The sequence below is a fragment of the Chitinolyticbacter meiyuanensis genome, assembly GCF_008033135.1.
Taxonomy (GTDB): Bacteria; Pseudomonadota; Gammaproteobacteria; order Burkholderiales; family Chitinibacteraceae; genus Chitinolyticbacter; species Chitinolyticbacter meiyuanensis.
Genome location: NZ_CP041335.1, coordinates 3,773,144 through 3,797,763, shown reverse-complemented (window position 1 = coordinate 3,797,763; position 24,620 = coordinate 3,773,144). Strand labels below are relative to the sequence as shown.

22 protein-coding genes are annotated in these 24,620 nt (G+C 64.5%); 17 read left to right on the top strand and 5 right to left on the bottom strand.

What is annotated here, in order from left to right; genetic code table 11:
* Nucleotides 1-177: 177 nt before the first annotated feature.
* The 11 genes from folD to nth all read left to right on the top strand — a co-directional run bounded on the left by folD (nt 178) and on the right by nth (nt 9,276).
* Complete coding sequence (folD, locus tag FLM21_RS18120; RefSeq protein WP_148716923.1) at nt 178-1,035, top strand: bifunctional methylenetetrahydrofolate dehydrogenase/methenyltetrahydrofolate cyclohydrolase FolD; 858 nt, start codon at nt 178-180, stop codon at nt 1,033-1,035.
* Nucleotides 1,035-2,060 carry a quinone-dependent dihydroorotate dehydrogenase gene (locus FLM21_RS18115; protein WP_148717600.1) on the top strand — a complete coding sequence of 342 codons (1,026 nt, stop codon included), beginning with the start codon at nt 1,035-1,037 and terminating at the stop codon, nt 2,058-2,060. The genes folD and FLM21_RS18115 overlap by 1 nt, the downstream gene beginning before the upstream one ends.
* 91 nt (nt 2,061-2,151) lie before the next feature.
* Entirely contained in the window at nt 2,152-2,733 is a 582-nt protein-coding gene (gene rsxA, locus FLM21_RS18110) for an electron transport complex subunit RsxA (protein WP_222846722.1), read from the top strand.
* The gene (rsxB, locus tag FLM21_RS18105) at nt 2,730-3,284 is read left to right on the top strand and encodes an electron transport complex subunit RsxB (RefSeq protein ID WP_148716922.1); all 555 of its coding nucleotides are present in this window, start codon (nt 2,730-2,732) and stop codon (nt 3,282-3,284) included. Before rsxA ends, rsxB begins: the two co-directional genes overlap by 4 nt.
* Nucleotides 3,281-5,269 carry an electron transport complex subunit RsxC gene (gene rsxC / locus FLM21_RS18100; RefSeq protein ID WP_148716921.1) on the top strand — a complete coding sequence of 663 codons (1,989 nt, stop codon included), beginning with the start codon at nt 3,281-3,283 and terminating at the stop codon, nt 5,267-5,269. Before rsxB ends, rsxC begins: the two co-directional genes overlap by 4 nt.
* Nucleotides 5,266-5,793, top strand: a complete 528-nt coding sequence (locus FLM21_RS18095; RefSeq protein ID WP_148716920.1) for an RBBP9/YdeN family alpha/beta hydrolase — start codon at nt 5,266-5,268, stop codon at nt 5,791-5,793. The genes rsxC and FLM21_RS18095 overlap by 4 nt, the downstream gene beginning before the upstream one ends.
* On the top strand, nt 5,786-6,289 hold the full coding sequence (locus FLM21_RS18090; RefSeq protein WP_148716919.1) for an HAD domain-containing protein: 504 nt from the start codon (nt 5,786-5,788) through the stop codon (nt 6,287-6,289). Before FLM21_RS18095 ends, FLM21_RS18090 begins: the two co-directional genes overlap by 8 nt.
* A complete protein-coding gene (locus FLM21_RS18085; RefSeq protein ID WP_148716918.1) occupies nt 6,286-7,308 on the top strand; it encodes an RnfABCDGE type electron transport complex subunit D in 1,023 nt (340 codons plus the stop codon). The genes FLM21_RS18090 and FLM21_RS18085 overlap by 4 nt, the downstream gene beginning before the upstream one ends.
* Nucleotides 7,305-7,940, top strand: coding sequence for an electron transport complex subunit RsxG (gene rsxG / locus FLM21_RS18080; protein WP_148716917.1), 636 nt, complete (start codon nt 7,305-7,307; stop codon nt 7,938-7,940). The genes FLM21_RS18085 and rsxG overlap by 4 nt, the downstream gene beginning before the upstream one ends.
* Complete coding sequence (locus FLM21_RS18075) at nt 7,937-8,629, top strand: electron transport complex subunit E (protein ID WP_148716916.1); 693 nt, start codon at nt 7,937-7,939, stop codon at nt 8,627-8,629. Before rsxG ends, FLM21_RS18075 begins: the two co-directional genes overlap by 4 nt.
* Entirely contained in the window at nt 8,626-9,276 is a 651-nt protein-coding gene (gene nth / locus FLM21_RS18070) for an endonuclease III (RefSeq protein ID WP_148716915.1), read from the top strand. Before FLM21_RS18075 ends, nth begins: the two co-directional genes overlap by 4 nt.
* Before the next feature lie 128 nt (nt 9,277-9,404).
* Here nth and FLM21_RS18065 read toward each other — a convergent pair whose 3' ends face one another.
* Nucleotides 9,405-9,803 carry a hypothetical protein gene (locus tag FLM21_RS18065; RefSeq protein WP_148716914.1) on the bottom strand — a complete coding sequence of 133 codons (399 nt, stop codon included), beginning with the start codon at nt 9,801-9,803 and terminating at the stop codon, nt 9,405-9,407.
* A gap of 314 nt (nt 9,804-10,117) precedes the next feature.
* A complete protein-coding gene (uvrA, locus tag FLM21_RS18060) occupies nt 10,118-12,964 on the bottom strand; it encodes an excinuclease ABC subunit UvrA (RefSeq protein ID WP_148716913.1) in 2,847 nt (948 codons plus the stop codon).
* Between the two features lie 206 nt (nt 12,965-13,170).
* On the opposite strand from uvrA, the gene FLM21_RS18055 reads away from it, so the two are divergent.
* Together FLM21_RS18055 and ssb are read left to right on the top strand one after the other, a co-directional pair.
* Nucleotides 13,171-14,550 carry an MFS transporter gene (locus tag FLM21_RS18055; protein ID WP_187359980.1) on the top strand — a complete coding sequence of 460 codons (1,380 nt, stop codon included), beginning with the start codon at nt 13,171-13,173 and terminating at the stop codon, nt 14,548-14,550.
* Nucleotides 14,550-15,050 carry a single-stranded DNA-binding protein gene (gene ssb, locus FLM21_RS18050; protein ID WP_148716912.1) on the top strand — a complete coding sequence of 167 codons (501 nt, stop codon included), beginning with the start codon at nt 14,550-14,552 and terminating at the stop codon, nt 15,048-15,050. Before FLM21_RS18055 ends, ssb begins: the two co-directional genes overlap by 1 nt.
* 122 nt (nt 15,051-15,172) lie before the next feature.
* Here ssb and FLM21_RS18045 read toward each other — a convergent pair whose 3' ends face one another.
* Nucleotides 15,173-16,567 (bottom strand): RtcB family protein, encoded by a 1,395-nt coding sequence (locus tag FLM21_RS18045; protein ID WP_148716911.1) that lies wholly within the window; start codon nt 16,565-16,567, stop codon nt 15,173-15,175.
* A 510-nt stretch (nt 16,568-17,077) separates the two neighbouring features.
* On the opposite strand from FLM21_RS18045, the gene FLM21_RS18040 reads away from it, so the two are divergent.
* The 4 genes from FLM21_RS18040 to FLM21_RS18030 all read left to right on the top strand — a co-directional run bounded on the left by FLM21_RS18040 (nt 17,078) and on the right by FLM21_RS18030 (nt 21,154).
* A complete protein-coding gene (locus FLM21_RS18040) occupies nt 17,078-17,269 on the top strand; it encodes a hypothetical protein (protein ID WP_148716910.1) in 192 nt (63 codons plus the stop codon).
* Nucleotides 17,270-17,408: 139 nt separating this feature from the next.
* On the top strand, nt 17,409-17,858 hold the full coding sequence (locus tag FLM21_RS18035; RefSeq protein WP_148716909.1) for a toxin-activating lysine-acyltransferase: 450 nt from the start codon (nt 17,409-17,411) through the stop codon (nt 17,856-17,858).
* A gap of 1 nt (nt 17,859) precedes the next feature.
* Nucleotides 17,860-19,836 (top strand): hypothetical protein, encoded by a 1,977-nt coding sequence (locus FLM21_RS20975; protein ID WP_187359979.1) that lies wholly within the window; start codon nt 17,860-17,862, stop codon nt 19,834-19,836.
* 37 nt (nt 19,837-19,873) lie between these two features.
* Nucleotides 19,874-21,154: an erythromycin esterase family protein gene (locus tag FLM21_RS18030; RefSeq protein ID WP_187359978.1), complete on the top strand. Its 1,281-nt coding sequence runs from the start codon at nt 19,874-19,876 to the stop codon at nt 21,152-21,154.
* A 39-nt stretch (nt 21,155-21,193) separates the two neighbouring features.
* Here FLM21_RS18030 and FLM21_RS18025 read toward each other — a convergent pair whose 3' ends face one another.
* On the bottom strand, nt 21,194-23,350 hold the full coding sequence (locus FLM21_RS18025; RefSeq protein ID WP_148716907.1) for a peptidase domain-containing ABC transporter: 2,157 nt from the start codon (nt 23,348-23,350) through the stop codon (nt 21,194-21,196).
* Between the two features lie 2 nt (nt 23,351-23,352).
* Nucleotides 23,353-24,591, bottom strand: coding sequence for an HlyD family secretion protein (locus FLM21_RS18020; RefSeq protein ID WP_148716906.1), 1,239 nt, complete (start codon nt 24,589-24,591; stop codon nt 23,353-23,355).
* Nucleotides 24,592-24,620 lie beyond the last annotated feature (29 nt).

Here is a 24,620-nt window from a genome sequence, read left to right as displayed (position 1 = left end):
TGCGCAATCTACTTGGCCCCAGCTATCACTCCGATATGTTGCATGCTGCAACAATTCCATCGGCTTGTCGGGGTTTGTCGCTCCCGGCTGGGATGAGACAATACGCGCCGAACCCATTCCCCGCTTTTCCATTGATTCGATCGGCACACGAAGCCGGTTTTCACGGAGTTTTACCTGATGTCTGCACAGATTCTCGACGGCAAGGTCATTTCGCAGGAAATCATACGCGACGTGCGCGCTCGCGTAGACGCACGCGTTGCCAGTGGTCGTCGTGCGCCGGCCTTGGCCGTGGTGCTGGTCGGCAGCGATCCGGCGAGCCAGGTCTATGTCGGCAACAAGAAGCGCCAGTGCGAAAACGCAGGCATCACGTCCATTGCCCATGATCTGCCGGCAGATACCCGTGAGGAAGATCTGCTGGCGCTGGTACGGCAACTGAATGAGGACGACAACGTCGATGGCATCCTGGTGCAATTGCCGCTACCCAAGCATCTGGATGCGGACAAGATCATCGAGCTGATCGATCCCAAGAAGGATGTCGATGGTTTCCATCCGTACAACATCGGTCGTTTGGCACTGAAGATGCCGCTGCTGCGGCCATGCACGCCGCGCGGTGTGATGACGCTGCTGGAGCGCACCGGTATCGACCTCGTTGGCAAGGATGCGGTGATCGTCGGTGCCTCCAACATCGTTGGTCGGCCGCAGGCGCTGGAGCTGTTGTTGGCGCGTGCCACGGTGACCGTTTGCCATAGCAAGACGCGTGACCTCGCCGCCAAGGTGGCCGGGGCGGATGTGGTGGTGGCGGGGGTCGGCATTCCCGAATTCGTGAAGGGGGAGTGGATCAAGCCCGGTGCCATCGTGATCGACGTCGGCATCAACCGGCTGGAGAGCGGTAAGCTGGTGGGCGACGTGGAGTTCGCCGCGGCTGCCGAGCGCGCCAGCTGGATCACCCCGGTGCCGGGTGGCGTCGGCCTGATGACGGTGGCCACGCTGATGCAGAACACCCTCGACGCTTGCGTCAACCGCACGGGGGCATGATGGCTTACGGCCTGCTTCGTCCATTGGTGTTCATGCTTGATGCCGAGCGTGCGCACCACGTTACCTTGAAGGCTGCGGATGCGCTGCATTCGTTCGGCTTCCTGCGTGCCTTCACCTCCAGCGTCGAATCCGATCCGGTGCAGGTGATGGGGCTGACCTTTCCCAATCCGGTTGGCCTGGCGGCCGGGCTCGACAAGAATGGCGAGCACATCGATGCACTGGCCGATTTCGGCTTCGGCTTCATCGAGGTGGGCACCGTCACGCCGCGGCCACAGCCGGGCAATCCCAAGCCACGGCTGTTCCGCCTGCCGCTGGCCGAGGCCATCATCAACCGCATGGGCTTCAACAACGAAGGCGTCGATGCACTGATTGCCAATGTGCGCGAGTCCCAATACAAGGGCATTCTCGGCATCAATATCGGCAAGAATTTCGACACGCCGATCGAGAATGCCACTGACGACTACCTGATCGGCCTGGAGAAGGTGTACGAATACGCCAGCTACGTCACGGTCAACATCTCCAGCCCCAACACCAAGAACCTGCGCCAGCTGCAGCAGGCCGACGAACTGGGCCAGTTGCTGACGCGGCTGAAGGAAAAGCAGACGGCATTGGCGGACAAGCATGGCCGCTATGTGCCAGTAGCCCTGAAGATTGCGCCGGATCTGGAAGCCAACCAGATCGAAGATATTGCCGAGCGGCTGGTGGCCAGCAAGATCGATGCGGTGATTGCCACCAACACCACGCTGTCGCGGGTTGGTGTCGAGCATGTGCACCATGGCAACGAAGCGGGCGGTTTGTCCGGTGCGCCGGTGCGGGCCAAGTCTACCCACGTGATCCGCGAGCTCGCCGAGCTGCTGCAGGGAGAGGTGCCGATCATCGGTGTCGGCGGCATTCTGTCTGGCGACGACGCGGTGGAGAAGATCCACGCCGGAGCGAGCCTGGTGCAGCTCTATAGTGGTCTGATCTACCACGGCCCGGCGCTGGTGGCCGATTGCGCGGATGCGATTGCCCGCACCCGGTTCTGAGCCAGGATCTGAAACGAGCAAGGCGGGGCGAAGGCCCCGCTTTGCATTGACGGCGGCGCGCCCCCCATGCGCTGGTGATGCAAGCACGACGATGGAACTGAATCACTACCTGCTGGTGCTGGTCGGCGCGGTGTTCGTCAACAACGTGGTGCTGACGCGCATCCTCGGTCTGTGCCCGTTCATGGGGGTTTCCAGGAAGCTGGAGGCCTCGGTCGGCATGGGTCTGGCCACCGCCTTCGTGCTGACGCTGGGCTCCGGCGTCAGCTGGTGCATCGATCAGCTGCTGGTGGCTTGGCAGCTGGAATACCTGCGCACGCTGTCGTTCATCGTGATGATCGCGGCCATCGTGCAGTTCACCGAGATGTTCATCCACAAGACCAGCCCGGCGCTTTACCAGGTGCTAGGCATCTACCTGCCGCTGATCACCACCAACTGCGCGGTGCTCGGTGTGCCGCTGATCAATGCACAGGCCCGGCATGGCTTCACCGAATCGCTGCTGTTCGGCTTTGGATCTTCCATCGGTTTTTCGCTGGTGCTGATCCTGTTCGCCGCGATCCGCGAGCGGCTGGAGGGCGCCGATGTGCCAGAGGCCTTGCGCGGCACGCCCATCGCGCTGATTACCGCCGGGCTGATGAGCCTGGCGTTCATGGGCTTTGCGGGGATGGTGCGATGAGCGCGTTCGCCTTGTCGCTCGCGCTGATGGCCGGATTGGCGTTGCTGCTCGGTGCCGTGCTCGGTTTTGCTGCCGTGCGCTTCCGCGTCGAAGGCGATCCCATCGCCATGCAGATCGATGCCATCCTGCCGCAGACACAATGCGGTCAATGCGGCTACCCGGGCTGCAAGCCCTATGCCGAGGCCATCGCCAGCGACGAGGCCGACATCAACCAGTGCCCGCCGGGTGGCGACGATGGCGTGCGCAAGCTGGCCGAATTGCTGGGGCGCGATGCCAAGCCGTTGAATGTAGAGCACGGCGCGCCCAAGCCCAAGGCATTGGCGGTGATCGACGAGGCGCGCTGCATCGGCTGTACCTTGTGCATCCAGGCCTGTCCGGTGGATGCCATTGTCGGCGCGGCCAAGCACATGCATACGGTGATCGCCAGCGAGTGCACCGGGTGTGAGCTATGCATCGCGCCGTGTCCGGTCGATTGCATCGCCATGCTGCCGGTGGGCGTGACCATCCCCACCTGGCGCTACCCGACCATCCCGCTCAAGGTGGTGGCATGAGCGCGCGCAAGCTGTTTCGTTTTCATGGTGGCGTGCACCCGCCTGAGCACAAGCTGGAATCGAACGGCAGCCGGATCGAGCCGGCACCATTGCCGCCACAATTGATCATTCCGCTGTCGCAGCACATTGGCAATGCCGCCGAACCATTGGTGGCCGTGGGCGAGCGGGTGAAGAAGGGCCAGATGATCGCGCAGGCGAGCGGCAGGTTGTCCGCGGCAGTGCATGCGTCGAGTTCCGGCACCGTGGTTGCGATCGAGCCCAGGCCGGTCGCTCATCCGTCGGGCCTGGTCGCGCCCTGCATCGTGATCGATACCGATGGCACGGAGGAGTGGGTGGAGTGGCAAGCCGTGCCATGGCGCGATTGGCTGGCAGCAGGCAACACCACGGACATCCGCGAGGCCTTGCGCGATCTGGGCGTGGTCGGTCTCGGTGGCGCCACCTTCCCCTCGCATCTGAAGCTCGGTGGTGTAGAGACGCTGGTGATCAACGGCGCCGAGTGCGAGCCCTACATCACCTGCGACGACAGGCTGATGCGCGAACGTGCCAGCGAAATCGTCGCCGGCATCGCCATTTTGGCGGAGCTCACGGGTGCCCGCGAAGTGCTGGTCGGCATCGAGGACAACAAGCCCGAGGCAATCGAGGCCATGCAGTTGGCCGCCGGTGGCACCACGATCGACATCGTAGCCGTGCCGACGATCTACCCATCGGGGGGCGCCAAGCAGCTGATCCGCATCCTTACCGGCAAGGAAGTGGCGGCCGGCGTGCGCAGTACCGAGCTGGGCGTGCAGTGCTTCAACGTCGGCACCGTATACGCGGCTTACCGTGCTCTGGAGTACGGCGAGCCGCTGATCAGCCGCATCGTCACGCTGACAGGCGCAGTGGCCAAGCCCGGCAACGTCGAGGCGCTGCTCGGCACGCCGCTCGATTTCCTGTTGCATCACGCTGGAGCCGGCGACGAGATGGAGGCGTGCATCTACGGCGGGCCGATGATGGGCTTTGCGCTGCCCACGCTCGCGGCTGGGCTGACCAAAGCGGGCAACTGCCTGCTTGCCAAGAGCCAGGCCATCCTGCCGCGCGCGCCGTCCGAAATGCCCTGCATTCGCTGCGGCGCCTGTGCCGAGGCTTGCCCGGCCGAGCTGCAGCCGATGGATCTCTACTGGTTCGCCCGCAGCAAGCAGTTCGGCCGTGCCCAGGAACGCAACCTGTTCGACTGCATCGAGTGTGGCGCCTGTGCCTACGTCTGCCCCAGTCATATCCGATTGGTCGATTATTATCGCTACGCTAAGTCCGAGATCTGGGCAGCCGAGCGCGACAAGCAGGCGGCCGATCTCGCCCGCGAACGCCATACCTTCCGCCAGTTCCGGCTGGAGCGCGACAAGCAGGAAAAGGCCGAGCGTCTGGCTGCCCGCGCTGTCGCAGCAAGACAACAGACGGCGGGAAACGACGATGCTGCCAAGACCGTGACGACTGCTCCGGCGGTGGTCCCGGCGACAGCACCGGCCGTGGCATCCACAATCGACACGGTCGCTGCACCGAAAGGAGCGTCCACCATGGACGACAAGCAAGCCAAGATCGCCGCCGCCATGGCCCGCGCTGCCGCGCGCCGGGCGGCAGCCGATGCCACAACGGCGCCGGAGCCTGCAGCGCCGCCACCTCCTGCCGCCGACCCGCCGACCAGCGCCGAAGCCGCGGCTGCTCCGCCCAGTCCCGCTGACGATGCCGCCGCGCTACGCGCCGAGCGGATCCGCCAAGCCATGGCGACCGCCAAAGCACGCCGCGAAGGTACGCTGGCATCGCCACCGGTGGACCTGAAGCAGCAGAAGCGCGATGCCGAGGCCGCGCGCCTTGCCGCGATGAGCGAGGATGAGCGTGCTGCGCTGGCAGCGGAAAAGAAGGCCAAGATCGCTGCTGCGATGGCCCGCGTAGCCGCGCAGCGCCAGGGGCAGGAAACGTCCGCGCCGGGTGATGAGGAGGACCAGTCGTGATCGTGCTGACCGTGCCCGGCATCGGTGGCTCTGGTCCCGAGCATTGGCAAAGCCGCTGGGAAGCGCTGCATGCCGATACCCATCGCGTCGAACAGGCCGATTGGGGCAAGCCGTGGCTGGCGGACTGGCTGTCCCGGCTCGATGCCGCGGTGGCAAACGCCGGGCCCGACTGCGTGCTTGTGGCCCATAGTCTGGGCTGCCTACTGGTTGCCCATTGGGCAGCCGGCTATCCGCAACCAATTCGCGGCGCGCTGCTGGTGGCGGTGCCCGATCCGGCTGCCCCGGCTTTCCCTACCGAGGCCGCGGAGTTCACACTGCCGCAGCAGGCGCTGCCGTTTCCCGCGCTGATGGTTGCCAGCCGCGACGATCCCTATGCCGACTTCGCATTCAGCGAGCGGGCGGCCCGCGTGTGGGGCGCCGAGCTGGTCGATGCCGGTGCGCGCGGTCACCTGAATGCCGCTTCCGGCCTTGCTGCCTGGCCGGAAGGGTGGGCCTTGCTGGAGCGCTGGAGCAGCGATGCATAGCGCAGATGCACAACTGGTCGTGCGGCAGCCGGGTGAGGCGGTGTTGTTTCTCGACATCGATGGCGTGCTGCATCCCGGGTTCGTCGAAACGCTGGAACATCTGCCGCGGCTGGAGCGGGCGTTGCGCGGCTATCCCCACGTCGATGTGGTGGTTTCTTCCAACTGGCGCTGCAATCGCACGATCGTGGAACTGCAATCGCTGCTGGGCCTACTCGGTGCCAGAGTCATCGGGTGTACGCCGGAATTTCCGGGCCGCGCACGCGAGGAGGAAATCGACTGGTTTTGCCGCTTCTTCGCGGTGCAGGAGCGGCTGGTGCTCGACGACGACGAAAGCCAGTTCCGGCCGGCTGCGGCAGGGGTATTCCTGATCAACCCGGAAACCGGCCTGACCGGGGATGACCTGCGCTTCGTGCGGCGCTGGGCAAGTCGTTCCGGGCGTTTCGATCCGCTGCATATGCTGTCTTTCGGTCGCTTCGCGATCAGGGGGCACGCATGAAAACCTCCCCCTTCCTGATCGAGCCGACGCCGCTGCAGCGCGTGATGTTCACCGTGGCTATGGCCTTGCTGCCCGGCATCGTGCTGCATGTCGGCATTTACGGTATCGGGCTACTGGTGCAGCTTGTGCTGGCCAGTGCCACGGCGCTGCTTACCGAGGCGGCCTGCCTGTATCTGCGCGGTCGGCCGTTGGGGCCGGCGCTGTCCGACGGTTCGGCGGTGGTCACCGCCTGGTTGCTGGCGCTGTGCATGCCGCCGTTGGCCGCGTGGTGGCTGGTGGTGCTGGGTACGGCAGTGGCGATCGCTCTGGCCAAGCATGCCTATGGCGGACTGGGGCAGAACACTTTCAACCCGGCCATGGTGGGCTTTGCCGTACTGATCGTTTCGTTTCCCGCGCAGATGGCACGCTGGAGCGCGCCGTTGCCGCTGGCGGTGGTCGATCTCGCCGGCTGGGACCTGGTCCGGTTGATTTTCGGCGGCGCGATACCGCCCGGCTTGGCATTCGATGCGCTCGTTGCGGCAACACCGCTCGATGCGGTGCGCACGGCGCTGCATCAGGGGCAGGCCTTGCCGACGGTGCTGGACGCGCCGTTGTTCGGCATCTGGGGCGGGGCGGGCAGCGAATGGATCACTGGCGGCTGGCTGCTCGGCGGATTGTTGCTGTGGCAGCAACGCTTGATCGCCTGGACCCTGCCGGCGGCTTTTCTCGGCAGCATCGTGCTGTTGTCCGGGGTGTCGCACTGGCTCGCGCCAGCGCAGTTCGCCTCGCCGATGTTTCACCTGAGTACCGGCGCGGTGATGCTGGCGGCGTTCTTCATCGTCACCGACCCGGTCACGGCCCCAACCACGCCGCGTGGCCGGCTGATCTTTGCGGCGCTGGCCGGGCTGCTGACCTGGCTGATCCGCTGCTTCGGCAGCTATCCGGACGGCGTGGCCTTCGCCGTGCTGATCATGAATCAGGCGGCGCCCTTTATCGATCAGTACACACAGCCAGCGGTATTCGGCAGGAAGCGGGCATGAGCACGGCGGCAAGAAGCAGCCTGCGTGGCGCGCTGACGCTCCTGGTGTTCGCGGTGGTGTGTACGGCATTGATGTCTGGCACTTGGCTGCTGACGCGTGATCGCGTTGCCGCCAACGAGGCCGAAGTGCACGTGGCGCGCCTGGCCGAGGTGCTGCCCGGTGTGCGCTACGACAACGATCTGTTGCGCGACGCGGCAGCGACGCCGCCGCAACTCGCTATGGCGCTCGGCCAGCCGCACGGCGCGACGGTGTACCGTGCACAGCGGGAGGACGTGGTGCAGGCCGTGGCGCTGGAGGTTACCGCGCCCGATGGCTACGCGGGGCCGATCCGCCTGCTGCTCGGCATCGGCCGCGACGGTCGGGTACTGGCGCTGCGCGTGGTCGATCACAAGGAAACCCCTGGCCTGGGCGACTATATCGATGCGGCCAAGTCCGACTGGGCCCGCCAGTTTGCTGGCGCTTCGCTCGGCCAGCCGACTGAAGCCGCGTGGGCGGTACAACGGGATGGCGGCGCGTTCGACGCCGTGGCGGGTGCCACGGTGACGCCGCGGGCGGTGGTCAAGGCGGTGAAGCGGGCCTTGCAGGCGGTCGAGGCCCATCACGCTTGGTTGTTTGGCAAGGAGCAGGGATGAACCGGAGCGAGGCGCAGGCGATTGCGGACAACGCGCTGTGGCGGCAGAACGCGGGGCTGGTGCAGCTGTTGGGGTTGTGCCCGGTGCTGGTGATCTCCAGCAGCGTGGTCAACGCGGTCTCACTGGGGCTGGCCACCAGCGGCGTGATGGCCTTGTCCGGCATGGCGGTGGCGGCGGTGCGCGATCTTGTCCCCAACACGCTGCGCACGCCGATCTTCATGCTGATCATCGCCAGCCTCGTCACCGTGGTTGACCTGCTGTTCAATGCCTATGCCCACGGCCTCTACCTGGTGCTCGGCATCTTCATCCCGCTGATCACCACCAACTGCATCGTGCTGGCGCGCGCAGAAGCCTTTGCGTCGCGCCAGCCGGTACTGGCCTCTGGCTGGGATGGCTTCACCATGGGCCTGGGGCTGACCGGTGTGCTGGCGGTGCTCGGTGCGCTGCGGGAGCTCGTGGCACATGGCACGTTGTTGTCCGGCCTCGATCTGGTGTTCGGCCCGGTGGCCAAAACCTGGACGCTGCACCTGATCCCCGCCGAATCCGGCTATCAGTTCCTGCTGGCCAGCCTGCCACCCGGTGCCTTTCTCGGGCTGGCGCTGCTGATTGCCGGCAAGAACCTGCTCGATCGTCGCACTGCACGTCGCGCAGCGACTCCTTCCATCGTCCTGCAATCCGGTGAGGCATGAACAAAGCCACCCGCTACACCTTCTACCAGCGCCTTGCCGAGCTCGACCCCAACCCGACCACCGAACTGGAGTACACGACGCCGTTCGAGCTGCTGACCGCCGTACTGCTGTCGGCGCAGGCCACTGACGTTGGGGTGAACAAGGCGACGCGCCGGCTGTATCCGGTGGCCAATACACCCGCTGCCATCCTGGCACTGGGACAGGAGGGGCTGGAGTCCTATATCGCTACCATTGGTCTTTATCGCAGCAAGGCCAAGCACCTGCTGCAGACTTGCCGCATCCTGCTTGAACAGCATGGCGGCGAGGTGCCACGCGATCGTGAATCGCTGGAAGCGCTGCCCGGCGTGGGGCGCAAGACGGCCAACGTGATCCTCAACACCGCCTTCGGTGAGCCGACCATCGCGGTGGATACCCACATCTTCCGCGTTGGCAACCGCACCGGCCTTGCGCCCGGCAAGGACGTGAACGCGGTCGAGCAGAAGCTGCTCAAGGTTACCCCGCCGGAATTCCGGCTCAATGCGCATCACTGGCTGATCCTGCATGGCCGCTACGTGTGCAAGGCACGACGGCCGGAATGCTGGCGCTGCGTGGTGAACGATGTGTGTGATTACAAGCAGAAGGAACTCACGCCGCCCAAGGGGCGATGAGTTCGGAGCCCGAGTCGGGGAAGGGACGGTGCTACGGTGGATTGGCCGGTCGGATCGGCGCCTGCCCAAGCAGGGCGCCGCGGGCCGATTGGTAGTGCGATGGGTAACGGCCGGACTGAATCAGCCACTCAGGCCCGGGTGATTTCCCGTTTGCAATCCTGCTTGGCCCGCAGATAGGCCTGACGGCTGCTGGGCTGGGCAGTGATGTCGCGCAGCGTGTTGCTGAAACGATCATCGGCGTAGTGCTGGAAGGCGACGAGTGCGCCGTAGCAACCGGGGTAGGCGAGCGGGGCGGCGGGGTTGCTGGCTTGCAGCTCGCGCTCGATCGATTGCTGTGCCGGCAGCCAGGTTTCCTGCAGGAAATGATCGCCATCCTTGGCGGCAACCACGTTGTCCAGCTGCTGCTCAAGGCGGTCCACCAGTTGGTAGGCGCCGTGCGCGCGTTCCTGTGGGCCGTTTGGCATGGCCGCCCAGGCCAGGGTGATCAACAGGAAGATCCCTGCGGCAAACAATCGAAGCAAAGTCATGATGGCGTTTTTGTCTGCACCCGGCTCGTCGTGCGCGCGTCGTGGTGCTCATCCTCCGCGGGGGAGAATAGCAAGGCCGCCAGCGGATTGAAAGGTTTTTCTTTTCAATTAGAGTAAGATTAATTAGCAAATTCTAAATTGATGATTGAAGGAAGATGCTTGTATTTACTGGGGAAATGGCAAATTCCTTGATCCACGTGCTTGTCAGTTATTTGCTGAACTCTTGATTTTTAAAGTAAGTTTGATCAAAAAATTAGTAAGAAAAAGGCCGCTGTGATAGCGGCCTTCGTCTCATGGTAAATCTGGTTGACGGATCAGCTTCCCAACATCCGCGCCAGATAATGCCCGGTATGGCTGGCTGGATTGGCAGCCACCGCTTCAGGCGTGCCGGTGGCCACGATTTGGCCACCGCCGGCGCCGCCCTCGGGGCCGAGGTCGACGATCCAGTCGGCCGTCTTGATCACATCAAGGTTGTGCTCGATCACCACCACGGTATTGCCGTGATCGGACAAGCGCTTGAGCACGGTGAGCAGCAGATCGATATCGTGGAAGTGCAGGCCGGTGGTGGGCTCGTCCAGGATGTAGAGCGTGCGGCCGGTATCGCGCTTGGACAGCTCCAGTGCCAGCTTCACCCGTTGTGCTTCGCCACCCGATAGCGTGGTGGCGCTCTGGCCGAGACGGATATAGCCGAGGCCGACGTCCATCAGCGTCTTGAGCTTGCGCGCCACGGTCGGCACAGCACCGAAGAATTCCAGCGCGTCCTCGATCGTCATCTCCAGCACTTCGGTGATGTTCTTGCCCTTGTACTGCACTTCCAGCGTTTCGCGGTTGTAGCGCTTGCCGTGGCAGACATCGCACGGCACGTAGACATCGGGCAGGAAGTGCATCTCCACCTTGATCACGCCGTCGCCCTGGCAGGCTTCGCAGCGGCCCCCCTTCACGTTGAAGGAGAAACGCCCGGGGCCGTAGCCGCGTTCGCGGCTGGTGGGCACGCCGGCGTAGAGCTCGCGAATCGGCGTGAAGAGGCCGGTGTAGGTGGCCGGATTGGAGCGCGGCGTGCGGCCAATGGGGCTCTGGTCGACGTTGATCACCTTGTCGAAGTGATCGAGGCCATGCATCTCGTGGAACGGCGCGGGCTCTGCCGAGGCGCCGTTCAGATCGCGCGCGGCAATGGCGTAGAGCGTGTCGTTGATCAGCGTGGATTTGCCCGAGCCCGAAACGCCGGTCACGCAGACGAACAGCCCCACTGGCAGCGCCAGATCGACGAACTTGAGGTTGTTGCCGTGCGCGCCCTTGAGCGTGAACCATTTGTCCGGCTGCGGCACGCGGCGCTGTGCGGGGATTTCGATCTTGCGGGCGCCGGACATGAACTGGCCGGTGATCGAGCGCGGTTCCTTGAACACATCCTCCGGCTTGCCGGCAGCGATCACTTCGCCACCGTGCACGCCGGCCCCGGGGCCCATGTCCACCAGCCAGTCCGCGGCACGGATGGCGTCCTCATCGTGCTCGACCACGATCACCGTGTTGTCGAGATCACGCAGCCGCATCAGCGTGGCGATCAGCCGGTCGTTGTCGCGCTGGTGCAGGCCGATCGAGGGCTCGTCGAGCACATACATTACGCCGGTGAGGCCGGAACCGATCTGGCTTGCCAGCCGGATGCGCTGGGCCTCGCCCCCCGACAACGTATCGGCACTGCGCTCCAGGCTCAGGTAGTCGAGGCCGACATTGACCAGGAAGCCCAGCCGTTCGCGGATTTCCTTGACGATCTTTTCGGCGATCTGCGCACGTGCGCCTTCCAGTTGCAGCGCGCCGAAGAAAGCCGCGGTATCGCGCAATGCCATCTGGCTGATGGTGTGCAGGTTGGCGTCGCCCACCTTCACATGGCGCGCCTCGCGCCGCAGCCGCGAGCCGCCGCAGGACGGGCAGGCGCGGTTGTTCTGGAACTTGGCGAGCTCCTCGCGCACCGTCACCGAATCGGTTTCGCGGTAGCGGCGTTCCAGATTGGGGATGATGCCTTCGAACGGATGTGCGCGCTCGAAGCGGGTGCCGCGCTCGCTCATGTAGTTGAAGCGGATGTCTTCCTTGCCCGAGCCATAGAGCACGATCTGCTGGATCTTCTCCGGCAGCTCTTCCCACGGCGCGTTCACGTCGAAGCCGTAGTGGTCGGCCAGGCTCGTCAGCATCTGGAAGTAGAACTGGTTGCGCTTGTCCCAGCCCTTGATCGCGCCGGCAGCGAGGCTCAGCGCCGGATGCGCAACGACACGCTTCGGATCGAAGAAGGTGATCTGGCCCAAGCCATCGCAGCTGGGGCAGGCACCCATCGGGTTGTTGAACGAAAACAGGCGCGGCTCGAGTTCAGGCAGGCTGTAGCTGCACACTGGGCAGGCGAACTTGGCCGAGAACCAGTGTTCCTGGCCGCTATCCATTTCCACCGCGATGGCGCGACCATCGGCGTGGCGCAGCGCGGTCTCGAACGATTCGGCCAGCCGCTGCTTCAGGTCCGGCCGGGTCTTCAGCCGGTCGATCACCACCTCGATGGTGTGCTTCTTGTTCTTGTCGAGCTTGGGCAGCGCGTCCATCTCATGCACTTCGCCGTCGATGCGTACCCGCACGAAGCCCTGGGCGCGCAGCTCGTCGAAGAGATCGAGGTTTTCGCCCTTCTTGCCGACCACCACCGGCGCCAGCACCATCAGCCGTGTTTCTTCCGGCAGCGCCAGTACATGGTCGACCATCTGGCTGACGGTCTGCGTTTCCAGCGGTTGGTCATGGTCCGGGCAGTACGGCAGGCCGACCCGGGCGAACAGCAGCCGCAGGTAGTCGTGAATCTCGGTGACGGTGCCAACGGTGGAGCGCGGGTTGTGGCTGGTGGCCTTCTGCTCGATCGAGATCGCCGGGGACAGACCCTCAATTAGGTCGACATCCGGCTTTTCCATCAGTTGCAGGAACTGCCGGGCATAGGCCGACAACGATTCCACGTAGCGGCGCTGGCCCTCGGCATACAGCGTATCGAACGCCAGCGAGCTCTTGCCCGAGCCCGACAACCCGGTGATGACCACCAACTGGCCGCGGGGCAGGTCGAGGCTCACGTTCTTGAGGTTGTGCGTACGTGCGCCGCGGATGCGGATCAGGGGGGTATCGGTGGATATTTGGCGATAGCTCATGGCGGCCTGGGGCGTCTCAATAGGCCCTAAATGGGGCCGGCGCGGTGGAAAACAAACCCCTGAATATACCGGACTCGTCGGGGCTGGCGCATCGTCCGTTCCGCTCTATTGCAGGCCCGGCTTGCCCGGTTGCGCGCCGGATCGCGCGAGCGTGGGTCGGCGCGCTGCGGTAACATCGCGCTTTCGCTGTTTAGATACGCCTTCCCATGTCTGCCACGCCCCGCCTGAGCGCGGTCGAGCTGCGCGCCGCCACCGGCCTTGCCGGTCTTTACGCGTTGCGCATGCTCGGCATGTTCCTGATCCTGCCGGTGTTCGCCGTGTATGCCGGCCATCTGCCCGGCGGCGAGAGCCATGTACTGGTCGGATTGGCATTCGGCGCCTACGGTCTGACCCAGGCGCTGCTGCAACTGCCGTTGGGCATGTGGAGCGACAAGGTCGGGCGCAAGAAGGTGATCTACATCGGCCTGGCGTTGTTTGCGCTTGGCAGCATCATCTGCGCGGTGGCCGATCATATCGTGTGGATGATCGTCGGCCGCGCGGTGCAGGGTGCCGGCGCGATCTCGGCGGCCATCACCGCTCTGCTGGCGGACCTGACCCGCGAGGAGCACCGTACCAAGGCGATGGCGATGATCGGCGGCAGCATCGCCACTACCTTCGCCGTCTCGCTGGTTGCGGCGCCCACGCTCGCCGAATGGATCGGCTTGCCCGGCATCTTCGCGCTGACGGCTGTGCTGGCGGTTGCCGCCATCATCGGCGTGTGGCGGGTGATCCCCACCCCGGCGCTGTCGCGTCATCATTCGGATGCCGAGGCCGATACCGGCCGGCTGCCGCAGGTGCTGCGCCACCCGCAGCTGCTGCGACTCAACTACGGCGTATTTGCGCTGCATGCGGCGCAGATGGCGATGTTCACCGTGATGCCGCTGCTGTTGACGCAAATCGGCGGCGTGGTGCTGTCGCGCCACTGGTGGATCTATCTGCCGGTGGTGCTGGTCGGCTTCGTGCTGATGGTGCCGGCGGTGATCATTGGCGAAAAGCGGCACAAGCTCAAGCAGGTGTTCGTGCTGGCGATTGCGCTGATGTGCGTGGCCCAGCTCGGCATGGCGCTGTGGTTGCCCAGCCTCTCGGCCATCGTTGGCTGGCTGGCGCTCTATTTCGTCGCCTTCAACATCCTCGAGGCCACCCAGCCCAGCCTGATCAGCAAGATCGCGCCGGTCGCTGCGCGCGGCACCGCCATGGGGGTGTACAACACCTGCCAATCGGCCAGCATGTTCGCCGGCTCCGCCATGGCGGGCTGGCTGTACCAGCATGCCGGCGCCACCCCGGTGTTCCTGCTGTGTGCCGGGTTGATGGCGATCTGGCTGGTGGTGTCGCTGGGCATGCAGCCGCCGCTGCCGGTGCGCACGCAGATGTTTCCGATTGGTGAACACTGGGCCGGCGAGCCGGGGGTGCTGTCTGCTAAACTCGGGCAGATTGACGGCGTGAAAGAAGCCGTCGTACTGATAGACGAACGCGTGGCGTTGCTCAAGGTCCTGCAATCCGGTTGGGACGAAGCCGCCGCGCAACAACTGATTGCGGAGACCCACTGATGGCTTCTTTGAACAAGGTGCTGCTGATCGGCAACCTCGGGCGCGACCCGGAAACCCGCTTCCTGCCCTCGGGCGGTGCCGTATGCAACTTCAGCATCGCCACCACCGAGCGCTTCAAGGACAAGCAGGGCCAGCAGCAGGAAAAGACCGAGTGGCACAACATCGTCATGTACAACCGCCTGGCCGAGATCGCCGGTGAGTACCTGAAGAAGGGCAGCTCGGTGTATATCGAGGGCCGTATCCAGACCCGCAAGTGGCAGGACAAGCAGACCGGCGCTGACCGCTACACCACCGAGATCGTCGCTGACCAGATGCAGATGCTGTCCGGTCGTGGCGGCGGTGGTGGCCAGCAGGGCGGTGGCTACGGCGGCGGCGACGACTTCAACCAGGAATACAGCAGCCCCGCGCCGGCTCCGGCGGCCCGCCCGCAAGCCGCGCCGGCGCCTCGTCCGGCCGCGCCGAAGAACTTCGACGATTTCGAGGACGATATCCCGTTCTGAGCGGTCCGCTGTCAGGCCGGCAAAACAAGCGAAGCCCCCCAGGCTTCGCTTTTTTATTGGTGGTGTGAGCACGGCTGCGCCTCCAACGGCAAACTCAAATCATCGCCACCGTGGTGCCGGGCTCAAGCCTTGAAGGTCATCCAGGGCTTCAAACGTGCTACTGGCGTGATCAACCCGGCTTCTTCCTGCGCCTCGATCACCGGGCCGATGCGCTTGTAGGCCACCGGCGCCTCCTCGACGCGCCGCTCCTCCCGCAGTGTGACGCAATGCCACGGCAATTCATGGCCCAGCCCTTGCCGGGTCGCACGCAGTGCCTGCCGGCGGATGGCCCGGCCAGCGCCGTGCGAGCAGGAGGACAGCCACTCGGTGTTGCCCAGCCCACTGACCACATAGGAGTAGTCGCCCATCGAACCGGGAATCAATGCGAGTTCGCCATGGTGTGCGGGCGTTGCGCCCTTGCGGTGCACGTTGAGCCCGCCCTCGCGCAGCACCACGTTGTGCGGCACATCGACCACCAGCGCGGATCGATCCTCCTGGAATTCCTCGCGCAGGCAGGACCGAACCATTTCGGCGAGTACGACGCGGTTGGCCCAGGCATAGCGCGCCGCGACACCCATGGCGTCGAGGTATTCGCCAGCGAGTTCACCGACGAGGCCGTAGAGGCCGGACTCGGGGTGTTTGATCCCGGCAGGCCAGGCCGCCCGGGCCTTGTCCATCCAGCGCTGGCCAACATAAAACCCCACATCGCGCGAGCCGCTGTGGATCATCACCACCACTTCGCCTGCTGCCAGGCCCGCTTGATAGCCGGCATGGCGATCCAGTACAGCCTCCACCACCTGCAGTTCGACGAAATGATTGCCCGCGCCCACGGTGCCGAGGCCGGGATCGCGAATCACTTCGCGGTGGCCAACCAAGGCTTCGGGCGCGTAGCGCGAATGGCCGCCGAATGCGGCGAGGCCGATGGCCTGGGCGGTCTCGGCCAGCAGGCGATCCTTGTCGGCCTCTGCCCATAGTCCATCCCGATGCAGCAGGTCGATCCAGGCGTGCGGGCCGACGTCGAACAGGGCCGCGAACGCTGCGGATTTCACCGGGATGTTGCGGCCGTCTTCCAGCAGCGCCCGAGTCAGCCTGCGTGTCACACCCGCCTTGCGTGATTCGAGCTGGGCGAGGGTGAGGCCGGTGCGGACCAGCCGTACCGCGCAGTTGATGTCGGTGCCGATGGCGGCGGGAATGACCATGTCCGGCGAGGTGGCGACGATGCTGCCTACCGGGGCGATGCTGCCAGGATGGAAATCCGGCGTGGCGCAGGCTTTGCAGACGTGGCCTTCATGCCCCGGCACCCTGACCGCGGCGAACTCGAGCAACTGCCTGACGGCCTTTTCCTCGAGCGGCAGGCTTGCGGGCAGCAGCACCGTGACTTCGGCATGTGGGTTACGCAGTTGATAGATGCCGTCCTGATACGAGACGGCGATGCCCTGTTTTTTCAGGGCTTTTTGCAAACGGGGGAGGTGCGACATTGCTGCTGTTCCGATGGACGCGGAGTGGCCTCCCGACTTGGCGGGAGGAGCGCCTTCATCTGCAGCAGCATCAGAGAGGATGTGCAGCCTAACCAATGGCCGCTGCCGTCGTCAATGCGGCAGCGTTGGTCGCATCGCTTTTGCACCAGTGGGCGTGGCTGAAATCTGGCGATGAGCGGCAAGGCTAGGCAGGCAAGTGTTGCGGCGTGCTTGCCCGTGTTTCTTTTCAGCAACATATCCTGGCCTGTAAATACTGCTCGGCTGACAGGGTGTTGGGGCCAGGAAAGCCAATTCGACTCAAGGATTTGTGCTTGAAAATGCACGGAAAAATGCTCGGGCTAGGTCAGATTGTTCCTAGTTGTTGACGTAATTTGACAGCGCCATCATGCAGTTTATCGTTGTCATTTTTGACGTAGGTGGGTGAGGATGCTGACGCCTGTTTTTGCTTTGGCTGTTGAGAAGCTTGGCAGGCGTTGTCCAACCTTAACTACATACAAGGAAGGAAGTCCCATGCGTTTGTTGCAATTCAATGAGCTGAACCAGGTTGCTGGTGCTGGCTACGAGCCGCCGTACGGCGAATACCCGGGCTATCCGGGCGCGCCGACGCCTACCCCGACGCCTACACCGACCCCGACGCCTACTCCGACGCCGACTTATCCGTGGCCTCCGGGCAGCGAGCCGCCGTGGTACTACGAGCGCTAAGCTCGTAAGCGTCTGATCCCACGTTGCCCCGATCCGGCGTTTGCCGTGGGGGCTTGTGAGGATACCTGTGCCGGTGGCCCTCGTGGCTGCCGGCCTTGTCGTTTCAATACCGGCTGATCCGGTTCAGGTGTAGCGCCGCATGGACGATTCCAAACTGAACGATTACGCAACGCGTTTCTGCCAGACGCTGGGGTATGTCACTTTTCTGCGTACCCGCGCCGGCGCCGTAGCGCGCCCCCTGGTGGACGCGATTCCCGAATTTCTCGACGTCGCACTGCACCACGAGCAGTGCGAAGTCTTCATCGGCCCAGGGGGCTGGCCCTGCGCCTACGTGATCTGGGCCTGGCTGGCGCCGGATGTCGAGCAGCGGCTTGCCGTGCACAACAAGCACTGGCTACACGAGATGGAATGGAACGAGAGCCGCACTGCCTGGGTGCTCGATTGCGTGGTGCTCGATGGGCAGATGCATCGCATCCGGCGCGAGCTGCGGCAGCGCCTGCCCCAAGCTGAAGGCATCAACTGGATACGCTACACGGCAGAAGGCCAAGTGAGCAAAGTGGTGCGTAGTCGGCGCCGTAGCGAGGCATGACATGAACGCCACCACGCCAGCTTCCGTCCTCTATCAGGGTGCCTCCACCATGCCGATTGCCCCTCAAATCAAGACTTATGACGTGGTGTCTGCGGACAACACGATCTATTACGACCGGGAACTGCCCACTGCCGCATTCGTGCGGTTCAAGGCGCGTCGTCTGGCGAAGCCGCGCGTGGTGTGGGTCAACCATGCCTTGATCCACGACCTGAGCATCGACGCACCACGCAGCGAAGCCGAGCTGCACCGGCAGTTGCTGGATGCTTTCGGCTTCATGGTGCCTTCCAGCATGGATGCGCCGGAGGATTTCCTCGACGAGGAGCGCGAATTCGTCGGCGAGCGCTATGGCACCAATGGGCGCATCTGCGCCAATGGCGGCGGCGTGCGTTGCGGGTTGAATGGCTACTTCCAGCTCAAGGGCATCGGCCGTAATCCGCTGGCTGCCAAGCATGGCGACGAGTGGCACACCCACGGTGGTGCATCGGTCGAGGAAGGGATACGCGAAGCCATCTGGGGCGAGATCACCCACGCCGAACTACCACTGGGCGGGGTCCGCATCCTGGCGGTCATTGCCACCGGCAAGTCGACCAAGTACGACTTCGGGCTCGTCGGCAACCAAAGCGGCGACGCGCCGGAAGGGGCGATCATCGTGCGCGAACCGAATCTGCGCCCCGCCCATTACGAGCGGGTGCCGTTCTACAAGCCGCAGGATGGTCTCGAGCTACCGCACGATGTCGAACGCGTCCGCGGCGCTTACGAGCGCCTCCATTTGGCCGTGCCCGGCGGAGAGGAAGGCCCGTTGACCCAGGCGAGCCTGGTGCCGGTACTGACCCGGTTGGCGCATCGCTACGCCAGGCAGCATGCGGCAGCCCGGGCGCGCCGGCTGGTGCATGGCGCCATCACCAGCTCGAATATCGAGATCACCGGCAAGTATATTGATTTCGGCACCATGACCGCGTTCTCCGGCTACGGCAATTACCTGGTGGCCCGTGGTCTGCCTTCGTTCTGGGAAGACCACTGGCAATACCAGCATGTGTTGAATGGCATGCTGTTCCACGGCCGCAAGTATGTGGCGGGCAGCACCGGCTGGATTCTGGAGGTGGACGAGGGCCGCTTGCAGCAGCCCTTCACCGAGCAGTTCGATGGCTATATGCAGAAATACATGCTGCACATGGCTGGTTTTCCACTGCCGGTGATCGAAGCGATCCAGGATTTCGAGCCGACTTACCACCTGGCCCAGGTGGCATACGAGCTCGCCCGCGCCGGCGCGATGAAGCGGCAGCCGCTGCATACGGTGCCGGAGCGGATGGGCGATTGCGATCTGCCCGCGGTACTGCGCCTGGCGGCGAATGATGAATGGGAAGAGATGGCGTCGGTGCTGCCCGATGCGCAGCTGCGGCAACGCTTCAAGCGGGTCTATCTCGAATACCGGCATCTGGCCACGCTGGTGGCCGGCACGCTCGGCTTGGCTCCCGACCGATTCCGCCGGCTGGTGGCGCTCAACGCGGACTTGCGCAACAAGGCGCCGACCGTGCTGTTCCGGGATCGGATGATGAAGCAATCGGAAGAGGCCCTACGCGCCGCGCGCCAGGCCGGCCCTGCTGGCGTGGCCATGCTGCGCGAGCACGTCGATGCCTTGCTGTCGCAGGGGCGTCGGTTCTTCGCCGAGCATCTGGAGCGTGCCATCGTGGCCTATTGGCAATGGGCAGGCGGCCGCATCACCGTGCTGCGCGGCTACGATGCCCGTGCCGAGCGCTGCTTTGTCGATGTCCATGACGCAGCGCCGGGTAGCCGGCTCGCAGCGGCGGATTGTCGGCTGGATGGTGTCGGCGTGCATGCCGAGGCCCTGCCGTCGACCACCGGCCAGGCGATCCGCCTGTGGCTGCCATTGGCGCACCATCCGGCCAGCGTCGTGGCGGTCCAGCTCGATACCGGCGACGACAGCCTGCCGCAGCCGTCCTTTGCGCTTGAACTCTGATTATTCGTTTGCGCTTACCACTGCCCGAGAACGCACCATGTCGCAGCTTGCCCCCACATTGACTCCGCCGTTGCCAACCGCGCTGCCCGAGATCGCGCAGGCCGGCGACGATTTCGATCTCGCCGGATTCGGCCCATGGCTGCAAGCGAGGATGACGGCACTGCACGGCACGGACATGCAAGCCGATGACGCTGATCTGGCCGCATTCGGCCGCTCGGTCGGCGATGCCCGCATCGTGATGCTGGGCTCGCAGACACATGGCGAAGGCAATGCCTATGCGCTCAAGAGCCGCCTCGTGCGCTACCTGCATCGCGAGCATGGCTTCGATGTGCTGCTGATGGGCAGTGGCATGTACGACGGCAGCAAGGTTGGCCAGTGCATCGCCGCGGGCGAGCCGGCGGCCCAGGCTGTAGACGGCGCGTTGTTCTACATCTACGCGCAGGCGGAGCAGACCCAGGCCTTGTTCGACTACGTGGATGCCACGCGCGATACCGAACGGCCTCTGGCACTGGGCGCCTTCGACGTACCGCAAGCGGGGTGCCATGCCAAGGACACACTGCTGTCCGAGCTGGCGGCCTACCTGGCGGAACGCGGCTGGCCGGAGCTGCTGGCGCATGCAGCTTGGCCGGATTTCCTCCACGTGGCCGATGCCACAATCCGGATGCAGCCGCTCGATGCGGCGTTGCAACCGGCACTGTCGGCGTTCGAGGCGATCTACGCCGAGCTGCTGGCGCGGCTCTCGTTGGAGGCCGGCGCCACCCTGCAGGATGGTTTCTGGCTGCAGCAACTGCGCAGCCTGCGCACTGCCCAGCAGGAGCTGGTGGGCCAGTGCAGCCGGGATGGGCAAATGGCCGAGAACCTGCTCTGGCTGGCCGAGCATGCCTACCCTGGTCGCCGCATCGTGATCTGGGCGCACAGCATGCGCTGCGTGCCGATGCGCCAGTACAGCATGGGCGACCTGCTCAAGCAGGTCTACGGCGACGATGTCTACATCGCCTGGGTGACCGGGCACGGCGGCGCGGCACTGAACTACGACAGCCGGCAGGCCTATCCGCTGCACACGCCACCAACGCGAAGCTGGGAGGCGGTATGGCACGCCCATGGCCCGCGTGCCGGCTTCTTCGATTTGCGCAATATCGCGCGTGAGCCCGGCGCCGACGAGAAACTGCGCAATCGCTTGTCGATCCGCGCCGCCAACTATGCCGATGATCGTGCCTACGGCGAAGACATGCTGGGCCGTGCCGCTGGCGATGCGCCGAGGGTCGACGGCGTGTTCTTCCTCGACGAGATCGAACCGGTACGCTTGCGCTCGGAGTGAGGCGCCGCGGCGCGGAGCGGGCCCGATCGCGGGCCGTGATCAGCCGGTCACCGCTTCTTCCGCTGCGGCGGTCTGGGAGGGCTCGGTGGGCGCAACGATGCGCCCCTCGCGCATTTCGACCACCCGCTCGGCCATGCGGATGGTTTCCGGGCGGTGGGCGATGATGAGCCGTGTGATGTTGAGCTCGCGAATGGCCTGATTGACCACGTATTCGCTCTCGGTGTCGAGATGGCTGGTAGCCTCGTCCAGCAGGATGATGCGCGGCTTCTTGTAGAGCGCGCGCGCCAGCAGGATGCGCTGCTTCTGCCCGCCCGACAGCGTGGTGCCCATGTCGCCGACCAGCGTGTAGTAGCCCATCGGCATCTGCAGGATCTGGTCGTGGATGCCGGCGCGGCGGGCGCACTCGTGGATCCAGTCCCAGTCGACCTGCTTGCTGAAGAAGGCGATGTTCTCGGCGATGGAGCCGGAGAACAGCTGGTCGTCCTGCATCACGGTGGCGACGAGCTTGCGCAGGTTGGTCAGGCCCAGCGTGTGGATGGGAGTGCCGCCAACGCGAATCTCGCCTTCGCGCGGCTGCAGGATGCCCAGCACCAGTTTCAGCAGCGTGGTCTTGCCACAACCGGAAGGCCCCGTCAGCGCCACCGATTCGCCGGCGCGCAGCTTCAGGCTGCAATGCTGCAGGATGTCGCGCTCGGTGCTGGCGTAGCGATAGCTCACATCGACGAGCTCGATGTCGGCGCTGACCCGTTCCAGATCGATATCGGCCGGGTTGCCGATGTCCTCGCGTTCGGTCAGCACGATGTCGGACAGCCGCTCGCACTGCAGGCCCAGCATCTTCAGTTCGATCATCTTGTTGACAAGGCTGGTGATGTGCGCGCTGAACTGGTTGCTGTAGGCGACATAGGCGACCAGCATGCCGGCGGAAAGGTATCCATCCAGCGCCAGACTGGCACCGACCCACAGGATGGCGATCATGTGCAGGCCGTTCAGGCTGCCGTTGATGGCCTCGAAGGCGAGGTTGAGCTTGCTGACATGAACGAGGGAGTTGATCTGCTCGACCGAGAGATTGAGCCAGTTGGCCCGGCGTTCGTTCTCGCGGGTGAACAGCTTGATCGAGCGTACGCCACGTACCGTTTCCAGAAAGTGGCTGTCCTGCTTGGCAGCGCTCACCACCATCTTTTCGCTGGCTTCGCGCAGCGGGCGATACCACAGCAGCCGCAGCACCGTGTAGACCAGCACCAGCCCCACGGTCAGCGCGGTCAGCAAGGGGCTGTAGAGCAGCATCATGGCCAGCAGCGCGAACGACATCACGCCATCGAGCACGGTGACGATGAAGCTGCTGCTCAGCGTTTCCTGAATCTGGTGGATGGCGCCGAAGCGGGAAACGATGTCGCCCAAGTGGCGGCGCTCGAAGTACTCGACCGGCAGCCGCACCATGTGCGTGAACACATTGGATACCCACTGCAGGTTGACGGTGGTCTTGATGTAGATGAGAAACCAGGCCCGGGCCAGACTGAGCAATTGCTGCAGCGCGATGATGGCAATGCCGCCGATGCCGATCAGCGTCAGCAGCGACAAATCGCCGGTGGACAGCACGCCATCGATGATCCACTGCGTGAGAAAGGGCAGGGCGAGGCTGAGCACTTCCAGTGCGAAGGCCAGCGTCAAGAGCTTGACGATGGTGCGCTTGAGCCCGTGCACGGTGCCGATCAGCTTGCGCAGGCTGATGCGTTGCTTGGCCTCGCGCGGCTCGAAGTCGGCACCGGGCATCAGCTCCAGTGCGATGCCGGTGAACGCGGTATCCGCTTCGCTGCGGGTCACGGTGCGGATGCCGATGGCCGGATCGTGGATGACGAGGCCTTTCTTGCTCACGCGCTTCAACACCACGAAGTGGCTGAAGTTCCAGTGCAGCACTGCGGGCAGTTGCAGTTGATCGAGTTCGTCCAGCTCCAGCCGCAGCGGCCGGCTGGTGAGCCCGAGCTGGTTGGCCTGGTCGACCATATGCCCCAGCGTGATGCCGGAGAGCGAGGTGCCCAGTTCGCGGCGCAACGACGACAGATCGAAATCGTGGCCGTAGTAGTTGGCCACCATGGCAAGGCAGGCGAGGCCGCATTCGGAGGCCTCGGTCTGGTAGATCATCGGCAGGCGTGCGCCGCTGCGGAAGGCGATGCGGTCGGTGAGGCTACGTACATCCATGGTCACAGTTTTCCGCGCATCGCGTAGATCGGGTCGAGCAGCCATTCACGCACGGTCTTGGTCCGCACCAGGATCTTGGCCTGCAGTGTTTCGCCGGCATTGAAGGTGAGGCGCTTGCCATAGGCATCGACCCATTGCTGGTCCAGCGCCACCTGCACCCGGTAGACCGAACTCTTGCTGTCGGTCTGCAGCTCATCCGGCCGCAACGTGTTGCGCGACACCGAGAGTACGCGGCCGTGTTGCAGGCCGTAGCTCTGGTAGGGATAGGCATCGTAGTGCAGCACCACCTTGTTGCCGGGCCGCACGAATCCGATGCCGTCGCTGGGTACCAGCAATTCCGCCTGCAATGGCGCATCGGCCGGCACCAGCGTCAGCACGGTCTGGCCGGCTGTCACGTTCTGCCCGGGCTGGCGCAACACTGCGGAGACGGTGCCGTCCACCGTTGCCACGATCTGCTGTTCACGCTCAGTGTCGTTGCGCAGCAGCGAGGTGCGGTAGGTCTCGATCTCGCGACGCAGCGGCTGCTCGGTGGTGCGCAGCTTGGTCGGCAACTGTGCCAGCGTGGATTCCAGTTGCTGGACCTCCATCTGCATCTGCCGCTGGTTGCGGTTGAGCTCGGATAGGCGGGCACGCTGGTCGAGCAGCAGGGCTTCCTGCTGGCGCACTGCCAGTGCGGAGACGAACTGCGTCTTTTCCAGCTCCTGGTATTTGGCGACCACGGCAGAGACGATGTCGATCTTCTCGTGCTGGGTCTTGATCTCGCTCTCCAGATCGCGCTGCGCCAGCTTCAGCTGCGCCAGCCGCTCCTGGCTCGATCGCGTTTCATCGTCGATCAACCGGCGTTGCGCTGCGAGTTCGGCATCCAGGCTCTTGATCTGGCTATCGTAGGCGGCGTTGATCGAGGCATGCACCCGCGTGCCGTCGGTGCTTTCCTTTTCCGTCGACAGCGTGAACAAGGTCTGCCCCGCCTTGACCCGGTCGCCTTCCTTCACCTGCATCCGAGTGACGATGGCCTGGCGATCGCTGGCCAGCCGCGTGATGCCGCCGACCGGTTGTAGGCTGCCCTGCGCCGCGACCTTCTGCGTGTACTGGCCGAACACCAAGAGGGCAAACGCGGCCAGCACGATAACCACGGCCGCGATGGCCACCAGCGAGAACGACAACGGCTGCAAGAGCACGACACCGCCGTACTGGCTTTCCTGCTGGGCATTCATTGCCTCTTGGCGAAACAGGGAGTCCATGCGTAGCTAAAGCACCATCAGGCGGGCGA